The sequence below is a fragment of the Pedobacter sp. KLB.chiD genome (assembly GCF_047040275.1).
Taxonomy (GTDB): domain Bacteria; phylum Bacteroidota; class Bacteroidia; order Sphingobacteriales; family Sphingobacteriaceae; genus Pedobacter.
Genome location: NZ_CP178207.1, coordinates 4,384,953 through 4,410,339 on the forward strand (window position 1 = coordinate 4,384,953; position 25,387 = coordinate 4,410,339).

General features: G+C 38.5%; 18 protein-coding genes. 10 read left to right on the forward strand and 8 right to left on the reverse strand.

Annotated features, from left to right (window positions below):
• Positions 1-11 precede the first annotated feature (11 nt).
• From ACK1I8_RS18045 to ACK1I8_RS18060, 4 genes are all read right to left on the reverse strand, one after another.
• On the reverse strand, positions 12-3,122 hold the full coding sequence (locus tag ACK1I8_RS18045; RefSeq protein ID WP_412466683.1) for a SusC/RagA family TonB-linked outer membrane protein: 3,111 nt from the start codon (positions 3,120-3,122) through the stop codon (positions 12-14).
• Positions 3,123-4,066: 944 nt separating this feature from the next.
• Entirely contained in the window at positions 4,067-5,521 is a 1,455-nt protein-coding gene (locus tag ACK1I8_RS18050; RefSeq protein ID WP_412466684.1) for a SusD/RagB family nutrient-binding outer membrane lipoprotein, read from the reverse strand.
• A gap of 21 nt (positions 5,522-5,542) precedes the next feature.
• Complete coding sequence (locus tag ACK1I8_RS18055) at positions 5,543-8,683, reverse strand: SusC/RagA family TonB-linked outer membrane protein (RefSeq protein WP_412466685.1); 3,141 nt, start codon at positions 8,681-8,683, stop codon at positions 5,543-5,545.
• A gap of 489 nt (positions 8,684-9,172) precedes the next feature.
• On the reverse strand, positions 9,173-11,668 hold the full coding sequence (locus ACK1I8_RS18060) for a M14 family metallopeptidase (protein WP_412466686.1): 2,496 nt from the start codon (positions 11,666-11,668) through the stop codon (positions 9,173-9,175).
• 85 nt (positions 11,669-11,753) lie between these two features.
• On the opposite strand from ACK1I8_RS18060, the gene ACK1I8_RS18065 reads away from it, so the two are divergent.
• Positions 11,754-13,055 (forward strand): UDP-N-acetylmuramoyl-tripeptide--D-alanyl-D-alanine ligase, encoded by a 1,302-nt coding sequence (locus ACK1I8_RS18065; RefSeq protein ID WP_412469391.1) that lies wholly within the window; start codon positions 11,754-11,756, stop codon positions 13,053-13,055.
• 98 nt (positions 13,056-13,153) lie between these two features.
• On the opposite strand, the gene ACK1I8_RS18070 is transcribed toward ACK1I8_RS18065, so the two are convergent.
• The 3 genes from ACK1I8_RS18070 to ACK1I8_RS18080 are packed head-to-tail and all read right to left on the reverse strand — an operon-like array spanning position 13,154 to position 16,299.
• Positions 13,154-13,651, reverse strand: a complete 498-nt coding sequence (locus ACK1I8_RS18070; RefSeq protein WP_412466687.1) for a gliding motility lipoprotein GldH — start codon at positions 13,649-13,651, stop codon at positions 13,154-13,156.
• Complete coding sequence (gene ricT / locus ACK1I8_RS18075; protein WP_412466688.1) at positions 13,620-15,149, reverse strand: regulatory iron-sulfur-containing complex subunit RicT; 1,530 nt, start codon at positions 15,147-15,149, stop codon at positions 13,620-13,622. Before ricT ends, ACK1I8_RS18070 begins: the two co-directional genes overlap by 32 nt.
• A gap of 1 nt (position 15,150) precedes the next feature.
• Positions 15,151-16,299, reverse strand: a complete 1,149-nt coding sequence (locus tag ACK1I8_RS18080) for an ATP-binding protein (protein WP_412466689.1) — start codon at positions 16,297-16,299, stop codon at positions 15,151-15,153.
• A gap of 587 nt (positions 16,300-16,886) precedes the next feature.
• Here ACK1I8_RS18080 and ruvX point away from each other — a divergent pair.
• From ruvX to ACK1I8_RS18115, 7 genes are all read left to right on the forward strand, one after another.
• Positions 16,887-17,303 carry a Holliday junction resolvase RuvX gene (gene ruvX / locus ACK1I8_RS18085; protein WP_412466690.1) on the forward strand — a complete coding sequence of 139 codons (417 nt, stop codon included), beginning with the start codon at positions 16,887-16,889 and terminating at the stop codon, positions 17,301-17,303.
• Positions 17,304-17,311: 8 nt separating this feature from the next.
• Positions 17,312-17,947 (forward strand): O-methyltransferase, encoded by a 636-nt coding sequence (locus ACK1I8_RS18090; RefSeq protein ID WP_412466691.1) that lies wholly within the window; start codon positions 17,312-17,314, stop codon positions 17,945-17,947.
• An 82-nt stretch (positions 17,948-18,029) separates the two neighbouring features.
• Positions 18,030-18,704 carry a glucosaminidase domain-containing protein gene (locus ACK1I8_RS18095; protein ID WP_412466692.1) on the forward strand — a complete coding sequence of 225 codons (675 nt, stop codon included), beginning with the start codon at positions 18,030-18,032 and terminating at the stop codon, positions 18,702-18,704.
• 144 nt (positions 18,705-18,848) lie between these two features.
• Positions 18,849-19,691 carry a glucosaminidase domain-containing protein gene (locus tag ACK1I8_RS18100; RefSeq protein WP_412466693.1) on the forward strand — a complete coding sequence of 281 codons (843 nt, stop codon included), beginning with the start codon at positions 18,849-18,851 and terminating at the stop codon, positions 19,689-19,691.
• A gap of 48 nt (positions 19,692-19,739) precedes the next feature.
• Entirely contained in the window at positions 19,740-20,492 is a 753-nt protein-coding gene (locus ACK1I8_RS18105; RefSeq protein WP_412466694.1) for a hypothetical protein, read from the forward strand.
• A complete protein-coding gene (locus tag ACK1I8_RS18110) occupies positions 20,489-20,812 on the forward strand; it encodes a hypothetical protein (RefSeq protein WP_412466695.1) in 324 nt (107 codons plus the stop codon). Before ACK1I8_RS18105 ends, ACK1I8_RS18110 begins: the two co-directional genes overlap by 4 nt.
• A gap of 94 nt (positions 20,813-20,906) precedes the next feature.
• Positions 20,907-21,932, forward strand: coding sequence for a DUF3078 domain-containing protein (locus tag ACK1I8_RS18115; RefSeq protein ID WP_412466696.1), 1,026 nt, complete (start codon positions 20,907-20,909; stop codon positions 21,930-21,932).
• 2 nt (positions 21,933-21,934) lie between these two features.
• On the opposite strand, the gene ACK1I8_RS18120 is transcribed toward ACK1I8_RS18115, so the two are convergent.
• A complete protein-coding gene (locus ACK1I8_RS18120) occupies positions 21,935-22,666 on the reverse strand; it encodes a hypothetical protein (RefSeq protein WP_412466697.1) in 732 nt (243 codons plus the stop codon).
• 96 nt (positions 22,667-22,762) lie between these two features.
• Here ACK1I8_RS18120 and ACK1I8_RS18125 point away from each other — a divergent pair, with 96 nt between their 5' ends.
• Both ACK1I8_RS18125 and ffh read left to right on the forward strand, forming a co-directional pair.
• The gene (locus ACK1I8_RS18125) at positions 22,763-23,752 is read left to right on the forward strand and encodes a helix-turn-helix transcriptional regulator (protein WP_412466698.1); all 990 of its coding nucleotides are present in this window, start codon (positions 22,763-22,765) and stop codon (positions 23,750-23,752) included.
• Between the two features lie 227 nt (positions 23,753-23,979).
• Positions 23,980-25,317: a signal recognition particle protein gene (gene ffh / locus ACK1I8_RS18130; protein ID WP_412466699.1), complete on the forward strand. Its 1,338-nt coding sequence runs from the start codon at positions 23,980-23,982 to the stop codon at positions 25,315-25,317.
• Positions 25,318-25,387: the final 70 nt, after the last annotated feature.

Consider the following 25,387-nt stretch of genomic DNA (forward strand, 5'->3'; position numbering starts at 1 on the left):
GTTTTTTTCATTTAGAATGTTACTGAAACTGAACCACCGAAGAAACGTGTTGGAGGCGTTTGACTTAAAGTGTTTATACCAATAGCATTGTTTCCTAAGATATAATCTGGATCGGTATAGATGTTTTCTTTTGGAACAAACAAGAAAAGGTTTCTTCCTTGGGCAGCTACATTAATACCTTTAACTACTTTCATGTTGCCTAACCAACTTTTTGGCAAGTCCCATGATAAGCTAATTTCTCTAATTTTCCAATATGCACCATTATAAGTATAGTTCGATGCAATTCCTCTGTTATAAGCTGATGAAGGCCAGAAACCAGCACCACCATCTCTAACCGTTAAGGTTGTATTGGCCACGTATTGGTTGGTAAGCGGATCTAGGTAGGACGAGTTAGGAAAAACAAAACGCTCTCTATTATAAATTACTGTTCTTGCACCTGAACCAGAGAAATCAAAGCTATCACCAGCACTTGATGAGTTCACAATATAACCGCCTCTGTACTCAGCAACTGCTGCTAATCTTACGGTTTTATATTTCACAGCAAGGTTAACACCTAAGATATATTTTGGACTGGTATTTCCTAAAATAATTCCAGATTCGGTAGCAGAAGGATAACCTGTTCTAGGATCAACAATTATACGTCCCTGAGGATCGCGTTTGTAGTCAGTACCTCTCAACATTGGATACGTTTGACCTGCTTCAGCAACTACCTGTGCATTACCACCAGAAGATAGGTTTAATCTTGAAACGGCATCGCTGATTGATTTTACTTTGTTATCATAATAACTGAAGTTTGTTCCAACAGCAACTTCCCAATTCGTACTACGCAAAGCAACTACATTCAATGAGTTCTCAGAACCAAAGTTGGTTACTTCCCCGGTATTCGTCAGATAAGAAGAAAAGCCCGAAGCAGAAGAAATACTAACCGGAACAATTTGATCTGTAGTACTGGTGTAATATAAAGTACTGCTAATGCTCACACGGTTATCCCATAATTCTGCATCAATACCTCCCTCAACACCTTGCGTTTTCTCAGGCTTTAAATTAGGATTAATGGTTTGTGTACCGATAGCATAACCTGGGTTATTGTTATATGGGTAACCACTAGCTTGACCGAAGGTTGTTAACAAGGCATATGCGCCTAAGTTCACGTTACCAACAGTAGTATAACCTGCTCTAAACTTTAACACGTTTAAGAACTTATTATCTTTTAATGCATCAATGGCATTGGTAGCAATGAATGAAGCATCTACTGATGGATAAAATAATGATCTGTTTGCCGTTGGTAATGTTGAGAACCAATCGTTACGTGCGGTTGCATGTAAGTATAGATAATCTTTAAAACTTAACCGCATGTCGCCGTATACAGCCTGTTGGTTAACTTTTGAATTAGACTCAGAGCCAGTAATGTTTGCTGCGGTACGCGCTGCGATGTTAAACAGGCCTTGAAAAGTTAAGCCCGAAGCGGCCACACCGATATTTTTTGCGGTATTGCTTCTCAAACTGGCACCTAAGGTTACGTCTAACCTTAAATCTTTTGTTAATGCTTTATTAATGTTTGTTTGGAATTCAGTTAATAATTGGTTTGAGAATGACTCACCGTCAGAAACGCTACCTGCAATATCGTTGTTTTTCAGCGATGATAAACCTAACCCCTTAGTATAGGCCGATCTAACAAATTTATCCACATAATTTTTATTGGATGCATTTTGGCTGGTAATGTTTACACGATATAGGAACCGCAACCAATCTAACGGTTTGTATTTTAAATCAACGTTACCTGTTAAATAATCGTTTCTAACATTTTGGCGTTGACTATCAATTGTATAATAAGGGTTCTGATAATAAGCATTATAATAACCGTCCGGATTAGCAAATGGATTATTTTGCCAGTCTTTATAATCAGTCACTACAATATTACCTGGTGTCTGCATCAGCTGATCATAAATACTTGAAGTAGCTGTGGTAACATTATATCTATTTTGAACATAGTTTGCATTGAATGACATACTTACACCCTTTCCAAAATCTCTATCACCATTTAAACGTAATGTAAAACGGTTAAAAGCATCTTTAGGGGTTGTACCCTTTGCATCCAGATATTGTGCTGATAAGAAAGTTAAAGATTTTTCATCACCTGTTGACATTGAGAAGTCAGTCATATTCGTTACACCCGTGTCCCAAAATTTATACTTGGAATCGTTATAAGCATAAGGAACAGTTTGTATTGCTCCATTTTCCAATGGGTCGCCAATTGGTCTAGGCAAGCCATCAAAAGCTGGACCATACTGTTGATTTTCATGAGCAGTATAAATCTGCACATCAGAATCTGCTCCAGAGCCAAATCTCTTTTGAAGTTCAGGATAAAAACTTACCCATTCTGCATTAGTGGTTTGGCCAATTTTGTAGGTTGTTGAACCTCTTTTACCTTTTTTGGTTGTGATGATTAATGCACCATTTGATGCTTCCGAACCATAAAGTGCCGCGGCACCACCACCATTCAATACCTGAAGATCTTCAATGTCATCCGGATTGAGATTTCCTAAAATACTACTGGGTACAATTACATTATCGACAACAACTAAGGCTTGGTTATTACCCAATAGTGAACGGTTACCCCTTAATACTAAACGGTAAGAAGGATTTACACCACTTCCTATAACGTTTAACTGCAAACCTGCAACTTTACCGGAAAGTGCAGCAGCAACGTTGGTAGGTTTCGCTTGAGTTAATTGTTCCGCTTTAACAGTTGTCGATGCGGTACCTAATTGTGCCTTTGTAGCGGAGAGACCTCCAGCTGTAACCACAACCTCATTTAACGATTTAGTGTCAGAGACCAATGCAATTGACAAAGCTCCTGATGTAATTGTAACTTCTTTAGTGGTATACCCTAAATAAGAAACGACTAATGTTTTGCCATTTGATGGCACTCTTAAAGAGAATTTTCCGTCGGCGGAAGTTTGTGTTCCGAGGTTTGATACCTCTTTAACTTTAACAGATACACCCGGAATCGGTAGCCCGTCCTCTTGTGCTGTAACTGTACCAGTAACTGTTCTTTCTTGGGCAAATGCAGAGAATGCGCATAGCACAAGAATGAACAAACTTTGTAGAAGTTTTTTCATAATTTGAAAATAGGTTAGTTAATGATTAATTAAACGCTAATGTATAGTTAGTTACGAATAACACCAAATATTTTTTAACAATTTTTAACAATTAAACCATTTTTTATTAAAAATCTATCCTGAATCTCTAAAATTGATTAAAAAACGGAAAAAAACTAACGTTTTAGTTAGAAATTGGCCTAATTAGACAGACATTACCCAAAACTTATTAGAATAAAAACCTTTGAACAACTACCGGAACTATCCAAAACGATATTGGCATTTTTCGTATTCTCGGATTGATGCAAATCAATTCTTGAATCTATCATTGCGATCAACATGCCGAGCAACCTTTACTATATTAAGTCCGCTACATATCCTAAACAAAAGAAAGTTCCAGATGAAATACAGAATCTTACGCTCAATCATAATATAATAGAGTAATAGCTTAAAATAATCAACACCGAAATTTAAAGCGGATTATGTACCCTTAGCTAATACAGTAAAGAAAAAATAGGGATTATAAGTACTTTCATGAAATAGACAGGCCCTCGGTAAGTTGATTACGGGTACAATACTTGTGCACAAAAAACCCAATGATATTTTTTTGGCAAAAGAACTTCAGATGGTGACCCGAGCCTAGATATATGAAGATCGTTAACCCAAGTTATAGCTTATGCCTAGGAAAGGAATAAAAATAGAATTTATAAAGAATGAACTTGAAAAGAACTTAAAGCTACGATATACATGTTACCGGATCATATTAGGAAACTTCCTATTAAATAATCTCCACGTAATAACAGCATGTTCATTCATTCGCGAAAAGCCGTAGCACAATGACAAATTGATAAATCCAAGCTAGTTGATTATCGATACTCAAACAAATCAGATTAAAATGCATTTAATATAAAAAAATAGGGCAATTCATCTGTGAATTGCCCTATTTCTATTTAAAATTTATCAATTTACAAATCAAACCACATTTTGTCGAAATATCTTGGTTGTGGATTAGGAATATTGGGATTAGCAGCAACTTCATCTAATGACAAAGTATATCTTCTAATCAATGCTCCTGAAGTTGCGCCAATAGGCAAAGTTAAGGCCGGCACCTCACTGCCTTCTGGCCCAGATCTTCTCCACTGAACAAAAGCTTCCATTGGTCTATCCATTAGATCTACCCACTGTTGAAGATGAATCTGTTTAAGTGGATCAGTTGTAGTTGTTAAATTGGGAAGTGTAGTGTTTGCAAAGTTGTTTGCATCTGTACTTGATACGCCATAAAACAAACAAGACTGAATTACGCCTTCTTTGTAAAGACTTTGAGCTGTTGCCAGATTTTGAGAAACTCCAAGACCTCGCGCATAAGCCTCAGCTTTCAAAAGCAATAATTCTTGATAAGAGAAAATAACTGAAGGCGCATCTTTTCTATAGAGGTATGCGCTGATTAAGGATACAGTTTCATCAGCTGTTACCTCAGAACCTATCGCTTTATAGTTTGCATTAGTTCCCTTGTCAAAATACTTTGGAATTCTAGGATCGCTCACTGTAGCGGTAGGAAACATGTAATCAAATACATTTGAATTAGCGAAAAACCATTGGTTCTCTCCATTTGTATACCGATTAAACAATCTATATTTCGGATTTTCATTATTTGTTGTACTGTAATATGGTCTTAGCTGACTCTCGTTTGCTGCTGAAATCATTGAAGAAGGATTAGCTAATAACTGACCAATAGCGGCAGCTTTTGAAGGATCCTTATCAACCATTACCATTAAGGTTTTAAACTTAATTGAATTAGCTAGTTTTTTCCACTTATTAAGATCACCCGCGTAAAACACATCATAATCTGTAAGTTTTAATGCATTTGTCAGATTAATCTGTGCATTTGCTTCATCTAACAAAGCGATAACTGCTTCTAAAACACTTTTTTGACTATCATATTGTGGATAAGGAAATTTATCTGGATCAAAGGCCTGAGTGTATGGCACATCACCATATAAGGTAGTTGCCTCATACATGATCTGCGCCAATATGATTTTACATTGCGCCGCTGTATTATTATCAACAGGACTCGCACTTTCGGCATTTTTAATAGCCAATTTCAGATTATTTCCTGCTGTACTATAATATACTTTCCATGTATTACCAAGAGCAAAGGAACTGATATTATATACATTATCCTTTCCCCAGCCATAGTCGCCGCCGCTGGCTAATGTCTGACTAAAAAGGCCTATTGGAATCCAGGCATCACCACTATTTTTATTGGCATCCCAAGCAGTAATAGCATAACCAAAAAGTAGTTTTGGTTCTACAGTTAAGGAGCTTAACGGATTACTATTTATATTTAAATATTTTTTACATGAAACCCCACCAATCGAGACAAGGAGTAAGAATAATATAATTTTATGTTTCATTTTCATGATATTTCTTTTTTTAATTAATTACAGTCCAAATCTCAAATTGAAACCGAATGACCTCGTTGAAGGGATACTGTTGAATTCTACACCTTCACCAACAACACCTGCTCCAAAAAAGTTCATTTCTGGATCTACGTGAGGCACGTGACTTTTAATCAACCATAAGTTTCTTCCTTCTATACCTATTTCTGCTGATTTAAACACTGTCTTCTTAAGCAAATTGGCAGGAAATGCGTATGAAAACCTAACTTCTCTTAATTTAACATAAGAAGCATCAAAAATATTACCTACAGTATTTGCTACCGCTGCTTCATTTCCCCAATAGTCTTGCATACTTCGAACTGCAGTTTTATTAGTTACATATTGACCATTCACCAGATTAACACCTTTATCAACAATAGGTGTTCTGTCTCCACCTGTTTCAATAGCCAAGCCACTAGTTCTCAAGTTTGCAACAGTTCCCGAATAGAATACACCACCTTGTCTGAAATCAATTAATCCACTTAAGCTAAAGTTTTTATATCTAAACTGATTGTTTAAACCCAGCATCCAATCTGGATAAATATTGCCTAAACGCTGCGCTGTTGCTGAAGGTATTTTCAATCCACTTGCAGCATCAATAACAATATTTCCATTTGGATCTTTTTGCCAATCCAAACCATAAAGACCAAAACTTTGATCTACTTCTGCTTTGATTTGTAAACCACTCCATCCACTTGATAAACTATACTGATTTAACCCTGGAGCCAATGCCTCAACAACCTGTTTGTTTTTTGAGAAATTTGCCGTTATATCCCAAGAAAAATCTCTAGCTTTAAGCGGTACTAAGTTTAACGCAACCTCAATTCCCCTATTTCTAATCGCACCTACATTTACCGTTTTTGCAAAATAACCTGTAGATATTGCAACATCAATATCAATCAATTGATTTTTAGTACGTGTGTTATAATAAGAGAAATCAAGACCAATTCTGTTTTTCAAAAATTTCAATTCTGTACCAAACTCATATGAATTCTGTTTCTCTGGTACAAGCGCAGCATTAGGAAGAATTCTAGGTCCGGAAAATGCCGTAGAAATATTACCAATAGGAAAAATTGCGGTCTGAGCACCTACATATTGCAAAAAGATGGTCGTAACTGGATCATATTGAAAATCCAATTTATAAGGTAATAAATCACTTCCGACAGAAGCCCAGCTCGCACGTAATTTACCGTATGAAAGCCAATCTAAATTTTGGTCTTTCAATAATTCCGTAAATATGAAACTACCACTTACAGATGGGTAGAAATAGGAGCGATTATTAACAGGCAACGTAGATGTCCAATCGTTTCTTCCTGTTACATCCAGGTATAGAAAATCTTTATAACTTGCACTTAATGATCCGTACAAGCCCATTAAACGTCTTTTACTATATCCTAAAGTTGGAACTGCTTTAACGGCATTGGAATAATTGTACAATTGATCAATAGTTAGATCCGTAGCGTTAACAACAGTACTTTGACTTGAGCGTTCATTAATGTTACCACCAACTACTAATTTAAATTTAAAGTCTTTTATTAAATTATTTTGCTCCATTGAAACCAGGAGATCATCATTAATTTGTCTCTGAAAAATATCAGTATTTGTGAATGCTCCGTTATTTATTCCAGCTGTACCTTTACGTGTTACACTAGCTCTTTTTTCCGTGTAGATATCACCACCAAGAACATTGCTAACAGTCATCCATGACAATGGCTTATACTCAAAAGTATATGATCCTAAAAATCTATCTACTGTATTAGAGGTCCTATTATAGTTCATAATCCAATATGGATTATTACCAGTTCTATCTGTAGTTAAGAAAATTTGTTTCCCGTTTGCATCGATTACATTATCTCTAACATCATTAATATCAACCACACGAGGTAATCCGTATATCGCTGAGGTAATAACGTTAGTATTATTTGAACTTTGTGATGGACGACCATCCGCATTTATCCTTGTATAACTGGCAACAAATCTAGATGATAACTTATCACTGAATTTTCTACCCGCATTAACAGAAAAATTATATTTACCTAATTTGGATTCAGGAATAATACCTTTTTCATTAACACTTGTAAAACTCAGTCTATAATCTGAGTTATCTCCACCACCAGCAATTGAAATGTTATTAGTGTATGAAGCTCCGGTATTAAAAAAATCTTTCACATTGTTTGGATAGGCCTGTAAAGTAACCTGGCGCCCTAAGAAATCCTGAAATTTTTGATTTTGAACATCAGCGATTTTTGGACCCCATCCATTTGAATATTTTAAGCCGTAATCATAAGTTTTTGTTGTGGTGTTATAGATACCCTGAGCATATTCGTTTTGAAATTCAGGTAGTACTAAGGGGTTCTCGAAACGCGCAGATGAATTTACACTAATAGAAGTCCTTGAGCCACTTGCACCTCTTTTAGAAGTTATAATTATAGCACCATCTTTTGCTCTTGAACCGTAAAGAGCGGTAGCTGCAGCTCCCTTTAAAATTGTCATTGATTCAATATCGTCGGAACTTAAATCACCAATTCTATTTCCAAAGTCAACATTATTTGCCGCAGTACCTCCGGCTGATGTGCCGTCCGTAACAGGTACCCCATCTATTACAAATAATGGAGAGTTTACACCAAGAGAGTTTACTCCCCTAATTACAATTTTTGTTGAACCACCTAAAGTACCTGACTGAGAATTTATTCTAACCCCAGGAGCTTTACCAGCCAGAGAGTTCAGCACATTTGTCGATCTGGCGTCAGTCAATTGATCGCTTTTAATTACAGAAGCACTGTATCCCAAAGACTTAGCTTCTCTCGAAATTCCCAGTGCGGTTACAACAACTTCACCTAATAGTTTTGAATCCGACATCATCACAACATTAATAAGCGACGCAGACCCGACACTCTTGCTTTGTGTTAAATAACCGATAAAAGAAAAATCTAAGGTGTTTGAACCCGAAGGGATTTTAACTGAGTATTTACCATTAGCGTCTGTAACAGTTCCAATTTGTGTTCCCGTTACCCTTACGCTTACTCCAGGAATCGGCAGTTTATCATCTGAAGATGTTACCGTACCAGTAATTGTCCTATCTTGAGCTATTGCGGTAGATGCAAAAAACAAAAGTACGAACAAACTTTGTAAAAGTTTTTTCATGAAATTTTATGTTTGTAAATGATTAATTATTTGAATCGCTAAATATAACAGAGATAAGCAAGATTTTAACAAAATTTAACTAAAAATGTAGGTATAATGACTTAATATTGACAAACAAAATGAATTATAAAAAATACATTTAGACATTTTTTAAATACAGAAAAATTTAAAATTTCTTAAATTTTAACTCAAAACAATCGCATCTTGCTTAAAATCAGACAAGAAGGAGTAGACCTGACTTTTCAGGAAATTATGCCAACAATTCTTGCTGTCTGATTTTCCGACAGGAAATAATCTTCCAGGTGATAAATAGTTTTCTGGTTACCGACAAAGCCTTCACCATTTCAGTTTATTAGCTTCTGCTGATATTCTGCATTTCAAAGCATTTTTTTCAAGTGGGTAAGGATACTCTTCTAAATGCTTAATTGTTGAGTTCAACACCGGAGCAGATGTGAGATTAATAATTTAACCGAACTTATATTACTGTTTTTAATACCCGCAAAATATTATATTAGAAAACAACGTTTTTCCACCCTCCCAAAAGTTTCTAAACAGTGGGTCATTAGCCAAGTAAACAACCTGCCCCCGGCCAAAATCCTGTACGCCAATTAAAAGCCCTGTTTTAAGTTCTTCTTTTGCTTTTTTGCCTACCACACCGGCCATTAAACTTTTTTCGTTAACTAAACCCACATTCCACCCTTGAACAAATGGCTCATATATTTTACGGTCTGTTTTTAAACTGTAATAGGTTTTGCCGAGGCCGTAAGAAAACGGATGACTGGAATCAAGATTGATCTTATATATTGCACCAGGAATAGTCGTTTCGAAATCATCTCTGTTCTTATCTTTAAAAAGAAGTTTGTTTGCCTCCGGTTTTTCGTCTTTTTTTACCAGAGCTTCCTTCTTTTTAATATCGAACCCCTTTTTATCCAGTACACTTTCAATAGCATCTTCCATCAAAATCAGCTTACCTCCTTTGCTTAACCAGGCCGTTAAACCTTCGCCAATAAAAGCACTGTAATTTCCGTCGGGCAAAATCAATGTATTTACCTTATTGATATCCATGTTATTCAGATCTTTGGCATTAATGATCATAGGAGAAAGATTTAAGTCATGTTCAAGAAAAAACCAGGCTTCGCCAAATGCCAGAGAAGAAACTTCCATACCCGATACGACCGCAATTTTAGGCTGTTTCAACAATGGATAAACGTTAGATCCGAAATCTTTCCCTTTCTCCACGAAACCACTGCTTATTGCCTGAATGGATTTATTGTACGTCTCAGCAATAAAGGCTATTTTATTTTTCATCCCCTTTATTGCTTTTTCATTTTCTGCCCTTAATACAATCAGTGTTCCGGCAGGATAATCTTTGCCGTTCACCGAGAATGGCTGATCGGCCTGCCTCACCTTGATATTTTCTTTTTGCAGCGCCGTTAAAACCCGAACATCTTCGCTTGTTCCCCAGCTAAACAGCCAGGCCAGGGGTTTATCCACCTCAGTATTGCTAATCCTGGGTTCCTCCATCGCCGGAAATTTTCCCCTTATATTTTCTTTACTGGCATACCCTTTTAATCCGTACACATAGGGTAGGGCCCAGGCCGTAATATCATAGGTATTAGAATCGGTTACAAAGGTTTGTGGCTCCAATAAAACATTAGCCAAAACTGCCCTTGGCTGTTGCATATTTACAACTAAGTCATTCCGGGAAATGCTAAAATTTTCTTCTTTTTGTGTATCGTAATCATAACCTCTTCCCGTTTTATCGCCACCAAAGGCAAATTCGATCTTATTTTTGGTTAACAGTTCGGCCAGTTTTTTTAATCTTGATAAATTGGTTGCTTTTATAATGTAGCTTTTATAAATGCCGGGGCTATTGGCCAATTCCTGCTGAAAATATTTTTTATACTCGGTTAATAATTTCTGATGGTTCAAGGAAGTTACTTCGAGGGTAGACATTCCGGTGGTAAAATGGTGTGCAATACGGTCTTTTAAAGTTAAGGTATCGCCATCATTGGTTACAACCGATAATCCGGCCCTGATACCCCCCTGCTCGTAAGTCATCCCAATTGATCCATTATACAAGGGATAAGTGTCGCCATAGGAGGGGTAAAGCAGATCGAAACGCTCTTTGGTAAAATATGGCCAGCCTTCGGCATCGAAGTATTTGGCATTGTTTTTACCCACAACCACCTGAAAACTTTTTTGCCAGGGTGTAATGTCCTGGTGAACGGGCTCCGCAGCTGGTGCAAAATAATAGGGTTCGTTATAACTCTGCTCATGAAAATCAACATGTACCTGCGGCATCCACTGATTATATAGTGCCAACCGTTGCTGGCTTTCGATCTGGGTTTGCCAGGCCCAGTCGCGGTTTAAGTCGAAATAATAATGGTTTGGTCTGCCGCCTGGCCAAGGCTCTATGTGTTCTCTTGACAAGGGATCGGAATTAGGCGTTTTTCCTACCACACTATTAAAATAGTTTACGTAACGGTCTCTTCCGTCAGGATTTAAACAGGGATCAATAACTACAATAGTATTTTTTAACCACTCGTTAGCAGGCTTGTTATTTCCCGAGACTAAGGTATAAAGCATCTTCATGGCAGTTTCAGTAGAGTTTGCCTCATTGCCATGTACATTATAGCTTAGCCAAAGTATGGCAGGCTGATTAGTTAAATCAATCATATTATTGGTTCCTGTCGCCAAAATCAAATTATTAGCCCTGATCTGTTCCAGGTTGCTGATGTTTTCTGGTGAAGAAATAATGGCTACCATTAATGGCCTGCCCTCATTGGTTTTACCATATTCGATCAGCTTCATGTTATTAGTAGAAATAGAAGCGGTTTGTCTAAAATAATCGGCCACCTTATGGTGAGGGGTAAAGTGCGAACCTAACCCGTAGCCTAAAAAATCATCAGGCGATTTTAGCTGCGCATGCACAAAAAAAATGGAACTAAATGAGATCAGCGATAACGTTAACAGTCTCTTCATGTTAAAATAATTTTACCGAATGTACTAATTTTGTTTTTTGTTGTTGCTAAAGCTTAATTTTACGTCATATTTTTTTAAAATGAGCATGATTACAACCGAGATATTGTACAAATACTATCAGGAAAACTCAACCATTTCTACCGACACCAGAAACATTACACCAGGATGTATCTTTTTTGCCCTGAAAGGAGATCTTTTTAATGCCAACCAATTTGCCGCCCAGGCCTTAGAAAAAGGAGCTGCATTTGCTGTAATTGATGAAGAAAAATATGCACAAAACGAAAGGTTTTTATTGGTTGAGGATGGGCTAAGCAGCCTACAAGACCTGGCCCGTTATCACCGCAAACAACTTAATATCCCGGTGATCGGTTTAACAGGAAGCAATGGAAAAACCACGAGCAAAGAGTTGATCAATGCGGTTTTATCCGAAAGGTATAACACCTTTGCCACCTTTGGTAACCTAAACAACCATATTGGCGTTCCACTATCCATACTATCGATTACAGCGGATGTGCAGATTGCGGTAATCGAAATGGGTGCCAACCACCAGAAAGAAATAGAATTACTTTCTACCATAGCACAACCCACCCACGGCATTATCACCAATGTGGGCATGGCGCATTTAGAAGGGTTTGGTGGCTTTGAAGGGGTAAAAAAAGGTAAAGCTGAGCTTTATGCTTATTTAAAGCAGAGCAATGGTTATACTTTTATCAATAGAGACAATCCGCATTTGCTTGAAATGAGCATGGCAGCGGGTTTAAACAAGCTTATTTATTATGGAACTGAAAATGGAAATACCATTAAAGGGGAGCTAAAAAGCAGCGATCCTTTTATCGAGGTGAACTGGACCAATCACGAAGTTTCATCATCGGTAAAAACCAATTTAACCGGCAGTTATAATTTCGAAAATATCCTGGCTGCGATATGTATAGGAGATTTTTTCGACATGTCGCCTGAAGAAATCAATGCTGGCTTATCAAATTATCAGCCGAAAAATAACCGTTCACAACTCACCAAAACCGAAAAAAATACGGTAATCTGCGATTTTTATAATGCCAACCCAAGCAGTATGGCAGCGGCTTTGAAAAATCTCTCCGTGATATCAGCAGTTAAAAAGATGGCCATATTGGGCGACATGTTCGAATTAGGCCCTGAATCACATGACCAACACGAACTCATCGTAAAACAAGCCAATGAAAGTGGTTTAGATCAGATCATATTTATCGGGAAGGATTTCTACGCATTTAAAGATGAATTTGATGGCCTATATTTCGAAAAGCCAGCCGATGCCGAAATTTTTTTTACAGAAAATCAGGTACATGATCAATTGGTATTGCTAAAAGGTTCAAGGGGAATGAAGCTGGAAAGCCTGTTAAAATACCTGTAATTATTTTGAATACTGATAGATGTCACACATGATGAAAATATTATGACCAGACCTAAAAAGATTAATCTAAAGAGCGTTATTTTCAAGGGTCATTAATTTTAATTTTTTGAGGATTCGCTTACTGTCAAACCAACATCGCTTACTTCCAAAAGCGGATTATCGCGCATATTCTGCTCAATTTCAATCTCAAACTTGCCATTTCGCGGGAAATGATGGTTGGTCAACATCGGAAGGGTATAGCTAAATACATTTCCGGAACCGCTACCTAACCATTCTCCATCATTTTTAGCCAGTTTGTATTGATAACGTTTGGTTACCACCTTTTTACCATCTTTAAAATGGGCCAGAATAAAAATATTGGCGTATTTGTAATTGGCGGTATGCCTTAACTTAAAATAAATATTGTAGGCTTTGGTATTGTCTTTAATATCAAATGTTGTAGAAATATGGTTACGGTAAGTCCACCTGCGGTCGGCAATTTCTACATTGCTATCCACAACACTGTCTGTACAGCCTACAAACAGTGTAACCATCCATAAAAAGGCAAGCAAAATGATTTGCCTTTTATTCAGCAACAGGTTTATTTTCGGAGCCATTATTATTGTTTCGGCGGTTATTGTTTTTCCTACGATTATTTCTGTTTTTATTTTTGCTCTGCTCTGGCCTAGTGCCATCTACCGCAACATTTCCTTCGGCTTTCGCTACAGGCTTCGGCCCTTGTGGCTGCTTCGGTTTATTATTCTGAGGTTTTGGCCCATTAACATGCTGTGGTTTCGGTACCGTTTGTTGAGGTTTTTGAGCAGAATTTTGTTGGGGTTTTGCGCCATTAGGCTGTTGTTTTCCACTTTGTTGCCCTTTCTGTGCACCTTGTTGAGGCTGCTGAGGTCGGCTATTTGCACTTTTCTCTCCGGCAGCAACTCTTTCTCTCTTATTCTGGTTGTTGTTACGGTTATTTTTCTGATTGTTCCTGCCCTGGTTATTTTTACCTCGGGAACGTTCGTCAAGGCGGGTTAAACTGTCCTGACCCACAACATTTTCATAATCGAAAGATTTTTCTACCACAACCGGTGCAGCAACCTGAACAGCTTCTTCTTTTAAGTTAGGCGCTTTTTTACCCGCTTTGTTCATCGCCATAATCTCTTTTACGCGCGCAGCTTTAACCGGAATCCAGTTCTCATCACCCTGATAACTGAACCACATGATTTTTTTGAAAATATCTGTTTTCTGGTGACGGGCGTAGCCAGCATCAGTATCCAGGTTTTCAATTCTATCAGGAATATCTTTTAAGGCATCCAGATAAGTATCCAGCTCATAGTTCAGGCAGCACTTTAGTTTACCGCACTGCCCAGCAAGTTTTAACGTATTTAATGATAAATTTTGATATCGGGCCGCAGCCGTAGATACGGTTTTGAAATTGGTTAACCAGGTAGAGCAGCATAATTCGCGGCCGCAAGAACCGATTCCACCTAAACGGCCGGCTTCCTGGCGCATTCCTATCTGGCGCATTTCAATCCGGATACGGAAACTCTCGGCCATTTTTTTAATCAGCTCGCGGAAATCCACACGGCCATCAGCAGTATAAAAGAAAGTAGCTTTTGTTTTGTCGGCCTGGTAATCCACATCGCTGATTTTCATCTGCAAACGCAGATCCAATGCCAGTTTACGCGCCTTGTGCATGGTTTCCCATTCCATTCCTTTGGCAGTATTCCATTTTTCCACATCAGCTTCGGTAGCCTTACGGTATATTTTTTTGGTTACCTGATCGATTGTGGTTTTGCGGCGTTTCATCTGGATCCGCACCAGCTCGCCGGTAAGCGAAACATGCCCTACATCAAAACCACCGGTTGGCCCTTCAACTGCAACAAGTTCTCCGATTTCGAGGTAAATGTTATCGCTGTTGAGGAAAAACTCTTTACGCGAACCCTTAAATTTGATCTCTGTAACCTGAAAAGGTTTATAGTTAGCAGGCATATCCAAATTAGACAGCCAATCGTGCACTTCCATTGTTTGGCACCCACCGGTGCCACATGAGCCATTACTTTTGCATCCATTAGGGGTGCAACCACCACCTGTTGAACAACTTCCACATCCCATATTAATTGTATATATATTGAGTCCCCGCAGGGAGCGTTTTAAACTTGATAATTTTTACCAATTGTAAAGATACATCTAAAAACAGAATTTTTGGGTTTGCGTTTCTTTCAATGTGGTAATGTGCCTTTTCCAGTTCACTGATAATGGCCTCTGCCATGGGCAGGGTGAGCACGTGTGTACTGAGTTTTTTAGCGGTTTCGAAGGTTAGGGGAGGTAATTTCACCAATTCTTCGGCACCACTTAAAATTAAACAGCATTCGCGTAAATAATTTACGCCATATTTCAAAAAATTCTTCTGGTTTTCTCTTCCCCATTTTGCTGCCTCATCCGTAAACTCGATTAAATCGGGCACTTTATTGCCAAAACCCATCCTTAACCAGGCAGTAAACGTACCTGAACTGTCGCTTTGCGTATCTGCCGCAAGTGCTTTCGCTTCAATTAAATTTCCATCGGCCAAAAAGGAATAATCAATAGCCTGATGTTCCGTTAATCCGCTGGCATTTAATAAATATCCGGTCACCTCCTCTGAAGAAAGTTTTGGGATCTTCACAATCTGTGTTCTGGACAAGATAGTGGTTAAAATCTGGTCCTGACTTTGAGCAATTAAAATAAATAAAGTATTTGCAGGCGGTTCTTCAATTAATTTTAACAGGGCATTTCCCGCCTTGTCGAGGTGTTCGGGAAGCCACATAATTAAAATCTTGGTTTCGGCTTCGAAGGCCTTATAGCTTAGTTTTTTGATAATATCGTGGCATTCGGCGATGTTAATATTGGCCTGCTTATTGGCCGCATCTAATTTGGAACGCCAGATATCCATATCGAAATAAGGATCCTGCAGTAACATACCCCGCCATTCTTCCAGCACATCCACCGCTGTTTTTACACTTACCGAAGCAAAAAAAGGATAAGAGAAATGCAGATCAGGATGAATTAAACGTTCGTATTTTCTACAGCTCGAACATTCACCACAGCTATCGTTTTCGCCTTTATTAAGACAATTAATATATTGCGCATAGGCAATAGCCAGGGGTACAGCACCAGAACCGGCAGGCGACAAAAATAGCTGGGCATGGCTAACGCGGTTTTCCTTAACCGTTTGCACCAATTGTTGCTTCACTCTTTCCTGTCCTATAATTTCTTTAAACTGCATTTGGTGCAAAATAAGAAATAGATATGAGATTCACACATTCCTCCTCACGTTCTTACTTTTGAAACACACTTTCTGATGTGATAAAAACCTCCGGAATTTGGATTGTGGGACTCATTTCACTAGATTTTTTTCCTTTAATTGCTGTGCCCACATTATTTTTAAAAAGCAGGGGCTTGCAAGTTTCGGTACTGAAAGCCCTGCGATCTGTTTAAGTCCTCGCTCACTCCGGGCCTTTTGTTCTATCACCTGCCCGTTGCAAGTGGGGTTTATTTAACTAAATCGGTAATTCTTCGGGAACATTAAATCTTATACGCCATAACTTTCTCCAAACTGCACTGGCCCGGGTCAACTAAAACTGATGGGAGCCGCAGCTCCCGACTTTACTTCCGGACTAAAGCATACAGGACCCGACATGGCTAAGTACTACAGGTTTTGCTATTCCAAAAAGTAGAAAACTCTGTTTTTCAGTCAATACAAACATGTTACAAGGCATTACCACCTAAGTTTACGTATAATTTCAAAAACCTTACCTTTGGCATTTATTTTTTAATTGGTGCTAAATGCTTTACACCAAACGCTTAACATTTATGGCACGAATCCTCGCATTTGATTACGGAACAAAACGCATCGGTATTGCCGTAACCGATCCTTTGCAGATCATTGCAACAGGCCTTGATACGGTGCATCCTAAAGATGTGATTGAATATGTTAAAAAATATATGCTTAACGAGCAGGTTGAGGCCTTCGTGCTGGGCGATCCTAAACAAATGGATGGTTCTCCGTCTGATTCGGCACAACACGTAAAAGGTTTTGCTACGCTGCTGAAAAAATCATTTCCCGAAATCCCAAGGTACTGGGTTGATGAGCGTTTTACTTCTAAAATGGCACAACAGGCGATTATGCAGAGCGGACTCAAAAAAACAGACAGAAGAGACAAGGACCGGGTAGATACCATTGCCGCGACCATTATTTTACAATATTTTATGGAAAGTAACCGTTTATAACCAAAAAAATGAGCCTAATAAACGACGATTTACAGGATTTGCTGATTGCCTATTGTGAACCTGAAAGTGAATTGCTTCAACAAATAGACCGCGAAACCAACCTTAAAGTTTTAATGCCCAGAATGCTTTCTGGCCACTACCAGGGCCGGGTACTAAGCATGCTCAGCAAAATGGTTTCCCCAAAAAGAATATTGGAAATCGGCACTTTTACAGGTTATGCAACTTTATGCCTCGCCGAGGGATTAAACAAAGATGGCCTAATTTATACGCTGGATATTAATGAGGAACTGGAGGACATGGTTCGCCGGAACTTTGCCAAATCTGCCTTTAATCACCAGATCAGGTATATCCTTGGCGACGCCAATACTACGATAAACGATTTGGATGAGGTTTTTGATATTGTTTTTATCGATGCAGACAAGAAAAACAATGGCACATACTATGATCTCATTTTTGACCGTGTCCGCCCTGGCGGGATGATCATTGTTGATAATGTACTATGGAGTGGAAAAGTACTTCAGGAAAAACAGGATAAAGACACCAAAAATATTACTAGTTTTAATGATAAAATAGCTGCAGATGAACGTGTTGAGAAGCTGATTTTACCTGTACGGGATGGTTTATTTGTAATCAGGAAGAACTGATGATGGCAAATAGTTAATGGCTCATGGCCTTCTAAGCCAAAGCTATCTACCATTAGACCATGGTCTATTAACCAAAAAAGAAATGAAGAAAATCCTTACTTTTTGCCTGTTCCTTTTAACGGGAATGATTGCGAAAGCACAAGATACCGACAATTATATTGCAGAACATGTGGCATATGCACAAGGTTTAATGCATGATTATAAAATTCCGGCCAGCGTTATTTTAGCTGTTGCCATACACGAATCTGCCGCTGGAAACAGTAAAATTGCCCAGCACCTGAATAACCATTTTGGTGTAAAGGGGCCTAACAACAATGCAGAAATACGCTCCTCATACCGCGATTATTTAAATGCCGATGAATCTTACAGCCATTTTGTAGAAATTATGGAAACCCGGGAGCCTTTTAACAATCTTTTTGAAAAATACGACCAATACGATTACAAAGGCTGGACTTATGGCATCCGCCGCTGCGGTTATGCCCGAAGCAGAAGCTGGGCCAGCCAGGTAATCGGCTTAATTAAGAAATATGAGCTCTATCAATACGACGAGCGGCCAGAGGGGTACGAAGAACCTGTATATGCAGCTCCAGTTCGTCGCAGTACAAAAAACAGAAGAAGAACAAAAATATATACCGTTAAATCTGGAGATAACTTAAGCATTATTGCTAAAAAGAAAGGTACAACGGTTAAGGCCCTTATGCAAAAAAACGGCATGAAAAAGGCAAACTTAAAACCAGGACAGCGGATTAAGTTTTGAGTTTGGAGTTGAGCGTCCGGAGTCTAATTTCCAGTTTGCAATTTTCAGTTCACCATAACTAGTTAACCGATTTAACAATTTATCCAGTTTGCAGTTCTCATTAAAGCAATTTTAAACAATTAACCGATTAAACATCACCATACAATGCGTTCAACCAATTATCTTATCTTATTAGCGGCAATCCTTATTTTTTTTAGCTCATGCGGCAGCAGAAAATTTTCCAAAAACAATAAACAGATCGAAAAAGCAGCCAATAAAGCGAACAACAACAATTACAAAAGTTACAACACTTTAAGTTATATTGACGAATTTAAAGGTGTGGCCATAGAAGAAATGAACTCGGCCGGTATTCCTGCAAGTATCACTTTGGCACAGGGGATCCTGGAATCAGGTAGTGGAAACAGCGATTTGGCCAAGTATGCTAACAACCATTTTGGCATTAAATGTACGTCAGATTGGAAAGGGAAAAACTATTTTCGTGATGATGACCAGAAAAACGACTGTTTTAGGGTATATAAAGATGCCCGCGAATCTTTCAGAGACCATTCTGAGTTTTTAAAGCGTAAACGCTATAGTTTTCTTTTCCAACTGGACAAAAACGATTATAAGAGCTGGGCGCAGGGATTGAAAACTGCAGGGTATGCAACCAATCCAAGATACCCGGATCTGTTAATCAACACCATCGAAAAATATCAGCTTTACCAATACGATCAACCAGAAAGCGAAAAGCAAAAAATTGCGCGTGAAGACCGTGTATTTTCAGAAATCAATAAAAATATCCCTCAGGAAAAGGCTAAGTTTACGCCAGTTGAAACGCCACCAGCAGGGGCAAAACCAATTCTTGCCGACGGAACTTATACCGTTGTTAAGGGAGATACACTCTATAATATTGCAAAACGCTTTAATTTAACGGTTGATCAGTTAAAAATGCTTAACGAAATGAGTACCGATGCCATTAAAATAGGCCAAACATTGAAGGTTAAATAATGTTAAGTAAAAAAATAGCCAGCAAGATATTTGTAGTTTTATAGCTGAATGAAATTTTTTATTCCCTTTGTACTTGTTTTCAGCTTCTCTACGTGGCTACATGCACAAAATAAACCCGTGCAAGGTATTGTTATTGATAAAGAAACCAAGCAGCGTCTGGCTAAGGTTTATATTTATAATATCCGTACGGGTGATGGCTTATATAACAATACAAAAGGCGAATTTAGCACTTTTGCCCTTCCTGGCGATACCTTGGTTGCGGCTTTATCTGGCTATGGCGTAGATACAATTGTTTTTAAGGGTCAAACTGCGGCATATTTTCAACTCAGATCGCTGGGCATCAGACTACGTGATGTAGTCATTCAACAAAAGAGATTGACACCACAGCAGCAATACGAAAAAAATGTTCAGGAATACCGATACCAAACCATGAAAGGGAGCAGTAAAGATTTACTGAATTTAGGCAATGGTGGCGTAGGTTTAGGTATCGATGCAATTTACAACCTGCTGAGCAGGCAGGGCAGAAATGCCCGTCACCTGCAAAAAGTATTGGAAAAAGATTATCGTGAAGACCTGATCGATTATCGTTTCAACGCTAATCTGGTTAGCCAGGTACTGGGCATAAAAGATGCCGAACTGACTGATTTTATGCAGCAATACCGTCCAACTTATCAATTTGTATTGGATGCTACAGATTATGCTTTTAATCTTTTTATCAGGAATGCCTACAAAAGTTACCGGTTAAATCCTAAGGCCTTGCAATTGCCTGCTTTGCCCAAAATAACGATTGATAAGTTATGAGTGCGCCAATCCTGATTGTTAAAAAACTACCTGCAGCAGGCATGGCCATCTTTCCGTTTATCCTGTTAAAATCGGCAAGGCTTAAAAACGATCAGGAAATTATCAATCACGAGAAAATCCACTTGCGTCAACAGCTGGAATTACTGATATTCCCCTTTTATATTTTATATTTGATTAACTATCTGATCAACATCATCAGATACAAAGAACACGATCTGGCCTATCGGAATATCGTTTTTGAAAAAGAGGCATACCAGCACGAAACTGATTTAAATTACCTGAAAAATGGCAATTGGTATGGCTGGATCGGGAAGAAGTGAAACGATTATCTTTACTTTTGTGTTAAAGGGTGTTCCGGTAATCATTTTGTTAAATGCTTTTTATCTCTAAAATTTTTCTCTTTCTTTGTAGGTAATGAAGAACTGTTTAGCTGCCATAATCCTGATTCTGAGTTTCTGCTCTGCAAAAATATATGCACAGGAAATTGATACTATTCCGATCAACACAAAAGACTTGAATATCAAGTTAAAGCATAGTCCGTTGCCAAGCAGGCAGGGTCCGTTAAACTTTGAACCAGTAAAAATTAAGCCTTTGGTTGTAAACGCCAAGATTAATTACTGGAAAACAAGAACAAATATAGGCATCAACATTAACCAGGCGCAGTTCAGTAACAACTGGAAAGGCGGGGGAACCAACTCTGTAGCGGTTGGGGGACTGTTAAACTGGAAAGCAGAATACAACAAAGACAGCTATAGTTATGTAAGTGAACTGGTTTTGCAGTATGGTAAAATCAAAAATAAAGATCAGCTGCAAAAGAAAACCAACGACCGTATTTTCTGGGATAACAAGGCCTCGTTTCAATTGTCGAAGAGCTGGTTCTTCTTTGGATCGCTAAGTTTTGAATCTCAGTTTGATAACGGTTATTCTTACAGTATGGTAAATGGCCAGGAAACCGCCACGCTGATTTCAAAATTTATGGGCCCTGGTTATATTACAGAATCTATAGGTTTTGAATATAAACCGGTTAAATATTTCTCTACCCGTATAGGTACCGGTACTGCACGCCAAACTTTTGTTTTGGATGAAAAGCTTTTTCTTGATCCTGTTGATAACACCAAACCGCCAAAAGCAACTGTTTTTGGTGTAGAGTACGGCAAAAAAATACGTAATGAGCTGGCTTTTCAGATTGTAAGTGCAATTGATAAAGATATATTTACCAATACAAATCTTAAAGCACGTTATCAGATGTTCATTCCGTATCAGGATTTTAAGATGAGCAATATTGATCACCGCTTAGATGTTGCCTTAACGGCAAAAATCAATCGCTTCATGAACACGAGCTTAACCGGTGTACTCCTCTTTGATAAAGATACCGGCACGAACAAAATACAGGCAAACCAGACTTTAGCACTGGGTTTTGGCTTTACCTTTCCAAGGTAGTTTTATCCACCGCCAACTTTACCCAGTTCCCAGTACGGCATGGTAACAATCTGCCTAAAGCTTACCCCCCTTTGTTTTAGATAGTTTTTAAATTGCTGTATCGACTTTGCCCTTCCCGTTAGATAAAAAGTAGCATTTTGCCACATTTCCCAGCACAGAGGATGCATGTTTTCCATCCAGTTAATGGCATTTTTAGCCGGAGCATGGATATCAGAAGGTACCACATCGATCAACAGATTTAGCTGTTTAACTGAACAGAAGTTCTCTTCCTGCAGTTCCAGAATGCCGAAATACTCTACCTCATCATCTACCACTTTTTTACCAAGCGATTCATATAAACCCAGACTGGTTTCGTCACCAAAAAAGAAGTGCTGACTAGCGCCTTCCTTATATTTAATTCTTGCACGGTCTAAAATAAGTTTTAAAGTATCTCCTTTTTGAATATTCGCGGCCAAACTGTTTCCCGGCCCTTGTTTGTTTAAAAAAAAGATAATTTCACACGTTCCTTCCATTTGATCAAAGCCAGATAAGGTATAATGCCGATACTCGTTCGCATTAACCCTTAACAGGACTTCTGTTCCAGGGATAAATTGAGCTTCGAAAAAATTACCTCTAAAGGTAACACGCTTTAAGTTGCTGTTTAACATTTTAGTATCTGCAACTTCCACCTGATATATTTTATTGCTGATCACTTTTTCCATTGTATTGGCCAGCCATGATGGTAATTTTGGCATCGTATTCTTTTGTTTAGTAACTTTGAACAAAAGTAATGGTCTAACCAAGGCACCCTTTTACACCAAAAGGATTAAAGTTTATATCAAAGGGATTTTATGGCCTTAAAGATTTACGATAGCGACAATAAACCTTATATTGTAGCAACCATGTTCGACAACGCCAAACTTCAAACGGCGTTGGTAAGAGAGCGCCGCGATAGGTATAGTTTCCCTTTTGGCGATGCAGAGATTGTGCAGATTGCTTTTTCGGGCATTTATATTGTGTATGGCGATATGCTGGTAAAGCAAAACCGTTTGCGCATTAAAGCTTTTGATGAACCTGAACTGGTAGAATTACATTTTTCGCTTACCGGCGGAGGGATCATGGAAAATTATCTCACCAATAAGCGGCTTGACATTAAAGCAAACCAGCATAATATTATATATAGCCCTGATTTTGACGGGATGGCAGAATTTACGACCAACAAACCACATAAATTTTTTGAAGTAAATTTTGAAAGAAACCGCTTTATTGATTTAACCAGTGAAAGTAGCACGTTATTGAGAAACTTTGCAGAAAAAATCACCAATAACCATTCTGTAGAGCTTTCTGCAGAAAACCTTCCCATCAGCCTGGCCATGCACGGTTGCATAAACGACATTATGAACTGTCAGTTTACGGGCGGGTTAAAATTATTGTTTCTTCAATCTAAATGTTTCGAATTGCTGGCACTACAGGCCCAGGCATTTGAAGAGGCAGCTGAAAAAAGAAATACCACTACTATTAAATCTACCTATGATAAGGACCGTATTTATTACGCCCGCGAATATTTGTTGGCAAATGCAAGTCACCCACCTTCTTTAACTGAACTGGCAAAAACAGCAGGCATAAATGAGTTTAAATTGAAACAAGGTTTTAAAGAGATATTTCATAACACTGTTTTTGGTTATTTAAGTGATTATAAACTGATGCGGGCAAAAGAACTCCTGGCCGATAGCAGCAAAAATATCAAGCATATTTCTGATGAATTAGGTTATTCTTCTGTACAACATTTCAGCAGTGCTTTTAGTAAAAAATTCGGCATAAGTCCTGCGAAAGCCAGGTAAGTTTAATCGGGAGTGATGGAGTCTGCTTTGTTTAAGCATAACGATAACATACATAGATCAAAACGGATGGCCGACCTACAGCTCCCACAAGAACAACTTGCCATTTTCAAAAAAAGATTTTTGGCTTTGAGGTGCAGCGATTTACAAGCAAAATTTGATACATTTGCCTTTTATTAAAAACAAGTGGCTTTTTGCCTTGTGGCATAAGGCTTTTAGCTTAAAAAAAGATGTTTGATAATTTACAGGACAAGCTAGATAGAGCGTTTAAGGTATTAAAGGGACAGGGCAGTATTACGGAAATCAACGTGGCAGAAACCATGAAAGAAATCCGCAAAGCATTGTTAGATGCCGATGTTAACTATAAAACAGCAAAAGCCTTTACTGATGAGGTGAGGCAAAAAGCTTTGGGACAAAATGTGCTTACTGCCGTTTCTCCAGGTCAGTTGCTGACCAAAATAATGAATGATGAACTTGCTGCCTTGATGGGTGGTGAGGTTACAGAGTTAAATACAAAAGCAAACCCTACCATCATTTTAATTGCAGGTTTAAACGGTGCGGGTAAAACCACTTTTGCCGGTAAGCTGGCCCTACATTTAAAAGGCAAGGGTAAAAAACCTTTATTGGTAGCAGGCGATATGTACCGCCCGGCAGCTGTAGATCAATTAGAGGTTTTAGGAACTTCAGTTGGGGTGTCTGTTTACGCAAACCGTGCATCAAACGATCCTGTGGGCATTGCTTTAGAAGGTATTGCACACGGTAAACAAAATGGAAATAACGTCATCATTATCGATACGGCCGGTCGTTTAGCGATCGACGAATCGTTAATGAACGAAATATCCGAAGTTAAAGCCAAAACTCAACCGCACGAAATTTTATTCGTAGTAGATGCGATGACTGGTCAGGATGCAGTAAACACGGCCAAAGTATTTAACGATCGTTTGGATTTTACAGGTGTTGTATTAACCAAATTGGATGGCGATACCCGCGGCGGTGCGGCCCTTTCCATTAAATCAGTAGTAAACAAGCCTATTAAATTTATCGGTACCGGCGAGAAGATGGAAGCATTGGATGTTTTCTATCCAGATCGTATGGCTTCGCGTATTTTGGGTATGGGTGATGTGGTTTCACTGGTTGAACGTGCACAGATGCAGTTTGATGAGAAAGAAGCTGCAGAATTGCAGAAGAAAATCCGTAAGAACAAATTCGATTTCAACGATTTCTACAACCAGATTCAGCAGATCAAGAAAATGGGTAACATGAAAGATCTGATGGGCATGATACCCGGTGTAGGTAAAATGATGAAGAATGTAGACATCCAGGATGATGCATTCAAATCAATCGAAGCCATCATCAATTCGATGACACCATTTGAGAAAGAAAACCCGGACAGCATTCAGCAAAGCCGCCGGTTACGTATTGCTAAAGGTTCAGGAAGCAAGGTGGAGGAAGTAACCAAACTTATTAAACAGTTTGAGGATATGCGCAAAATGATGAAGCAGTTTTCGAACCCAGCAGCCGCAGCAGCCATGATGAAAGGTATGCCTAAAATGCCATTTGGCAGATAGACTAAAAGGTTTAGGGTAGAGGGTTTAGGGCGCAAGGCTTTATTCCTCCTAAAAATTTAAATCCCGATTT

Bases quoted from the DNA above. Each gene is read 5' to 3' on its own strand.
- ricT (WP_412466688.1), bottom strand. From the start codon at position 15,149: ATGGGATGTGGAAGTTGTTCAACAGGTGGTGGTTGCACCCCTAATGGA.
- ACK1I8_RS18045 (WP_412466683.1), bottom strand. From the start codon at position 3,122: ATGAAAAAACTTCTACAAAGTTTGTTCATTCTTGTGCTATGCGCATTC.
- ACK1I8_RS18080 (WP_412466689.1), bottom strand. From the start codon at position 16,299: ATGCAGTTTAAAGAAATTATAGGACAGGAAAGAGTGAAGCAACAATTG.
- ACK1I8_RS18115 (WP_412466696.1), top strand. From the start codon at position 20,907: ATGAAGAACTGTTTAGCTGCCATAATCCTGATTCTGAGTTTCTGCTCT.
- ACK1I8_RS18050 (WP_412466684.1), bottom strand. From the start codon at position 5,521: ATGAAAATGAAACATAAAATTATATTATTCTTACTCCTTGTCTCGATT.
- ACK1I8_RS18120 (WP_412466697.1), bottom strand. From the start codon at position 22,666: ATGCCAAAATTACCATCATGGCTGGCCAATACAATGGAAAAAGTGATC.
- ruvX (WP_412466690.1), top strand. From the start codon at position 16,887: ATGGCACGAATCCTCGCATTTGATTACGGAACAAAACGCATCGGTATT.
- ACK1I8_RS18100 (WP_412466693.1), top strand. From the start codon at position 18,849: ATGCGTTCAACCAATTATCTTATCTTATTAGCGGCAATCCTTATTTTT.
- ACK1I8_RS18060 (WP_412466686.1), bottom strand. From the start codon at position 11,668: ATGAAGAGACTGTTAACGTTATCGCTGATCTCATTTAGTTCCATTTTT.
- ACK1I8_RS18105 (WP_412466694.1), top strand. From the start codon at position 19,740: ATGAAATTTTTTATTCCCTTTGTACTTGTTTTCAGCTTCTCTACGTGG.
- ACK1I8_RS18070 (WP_412466687.1), bottom strand. From the start codon at position 13,651: ATGGCTCCGAAAATAAACCTGTTGCTGAATAAAAGGCAAATCATTTTG.
- ACK1I8_RS18095 (WP_412466692.1), top strand. From the start codon at position 18,030: ATGAAGAAAATCCTTACTTTTTGCCTGTTCCTTTTAACGGGAATGATT.
- ffh (WP_412466699.1), top strand. From the start codon at position 23,980: ATGTTTGATAATTTACAGGACAAGCTAGATAGAGCGTTTAAGGTATTA.
- ACK1I8_RS18055 (WP_412466685.1), bottom strand. From the start codon at position 8,683: ATGAAAAAACTTTTACAAAGTTTGTTCGTACTTTTGTTTTTTGCATCT.
- ACK1I8_RS18065 (WP_412469391.1), top strand. From the start codon at position 11,754: ATGATTACAACCGAGATATTGTACAAATACTATCAGGAAAACTCAACC.
- ACK1I8_RS18090 (WP_412466691.1), top strand. From the start codon at position 17,312: ATGAGCCTAATAAACGACGATTTACAGGATTTGCTGATTGCCTATTGT.
- ACK1I8_RS18110 (WP_412466695.1), top strand. From the start codon at position 20,489: ATGAGTGCGCCAATCCTGATTGTTAAAAAACTACCTGCAGCAGGCATG.
- ACK1I8_RS18125 (WP_412466698.1), top strand. From the start codon at position 22,763: ATGGCCTTAAAGATTTACGATAGCGACAATAAACCTTATATTGTAGCA.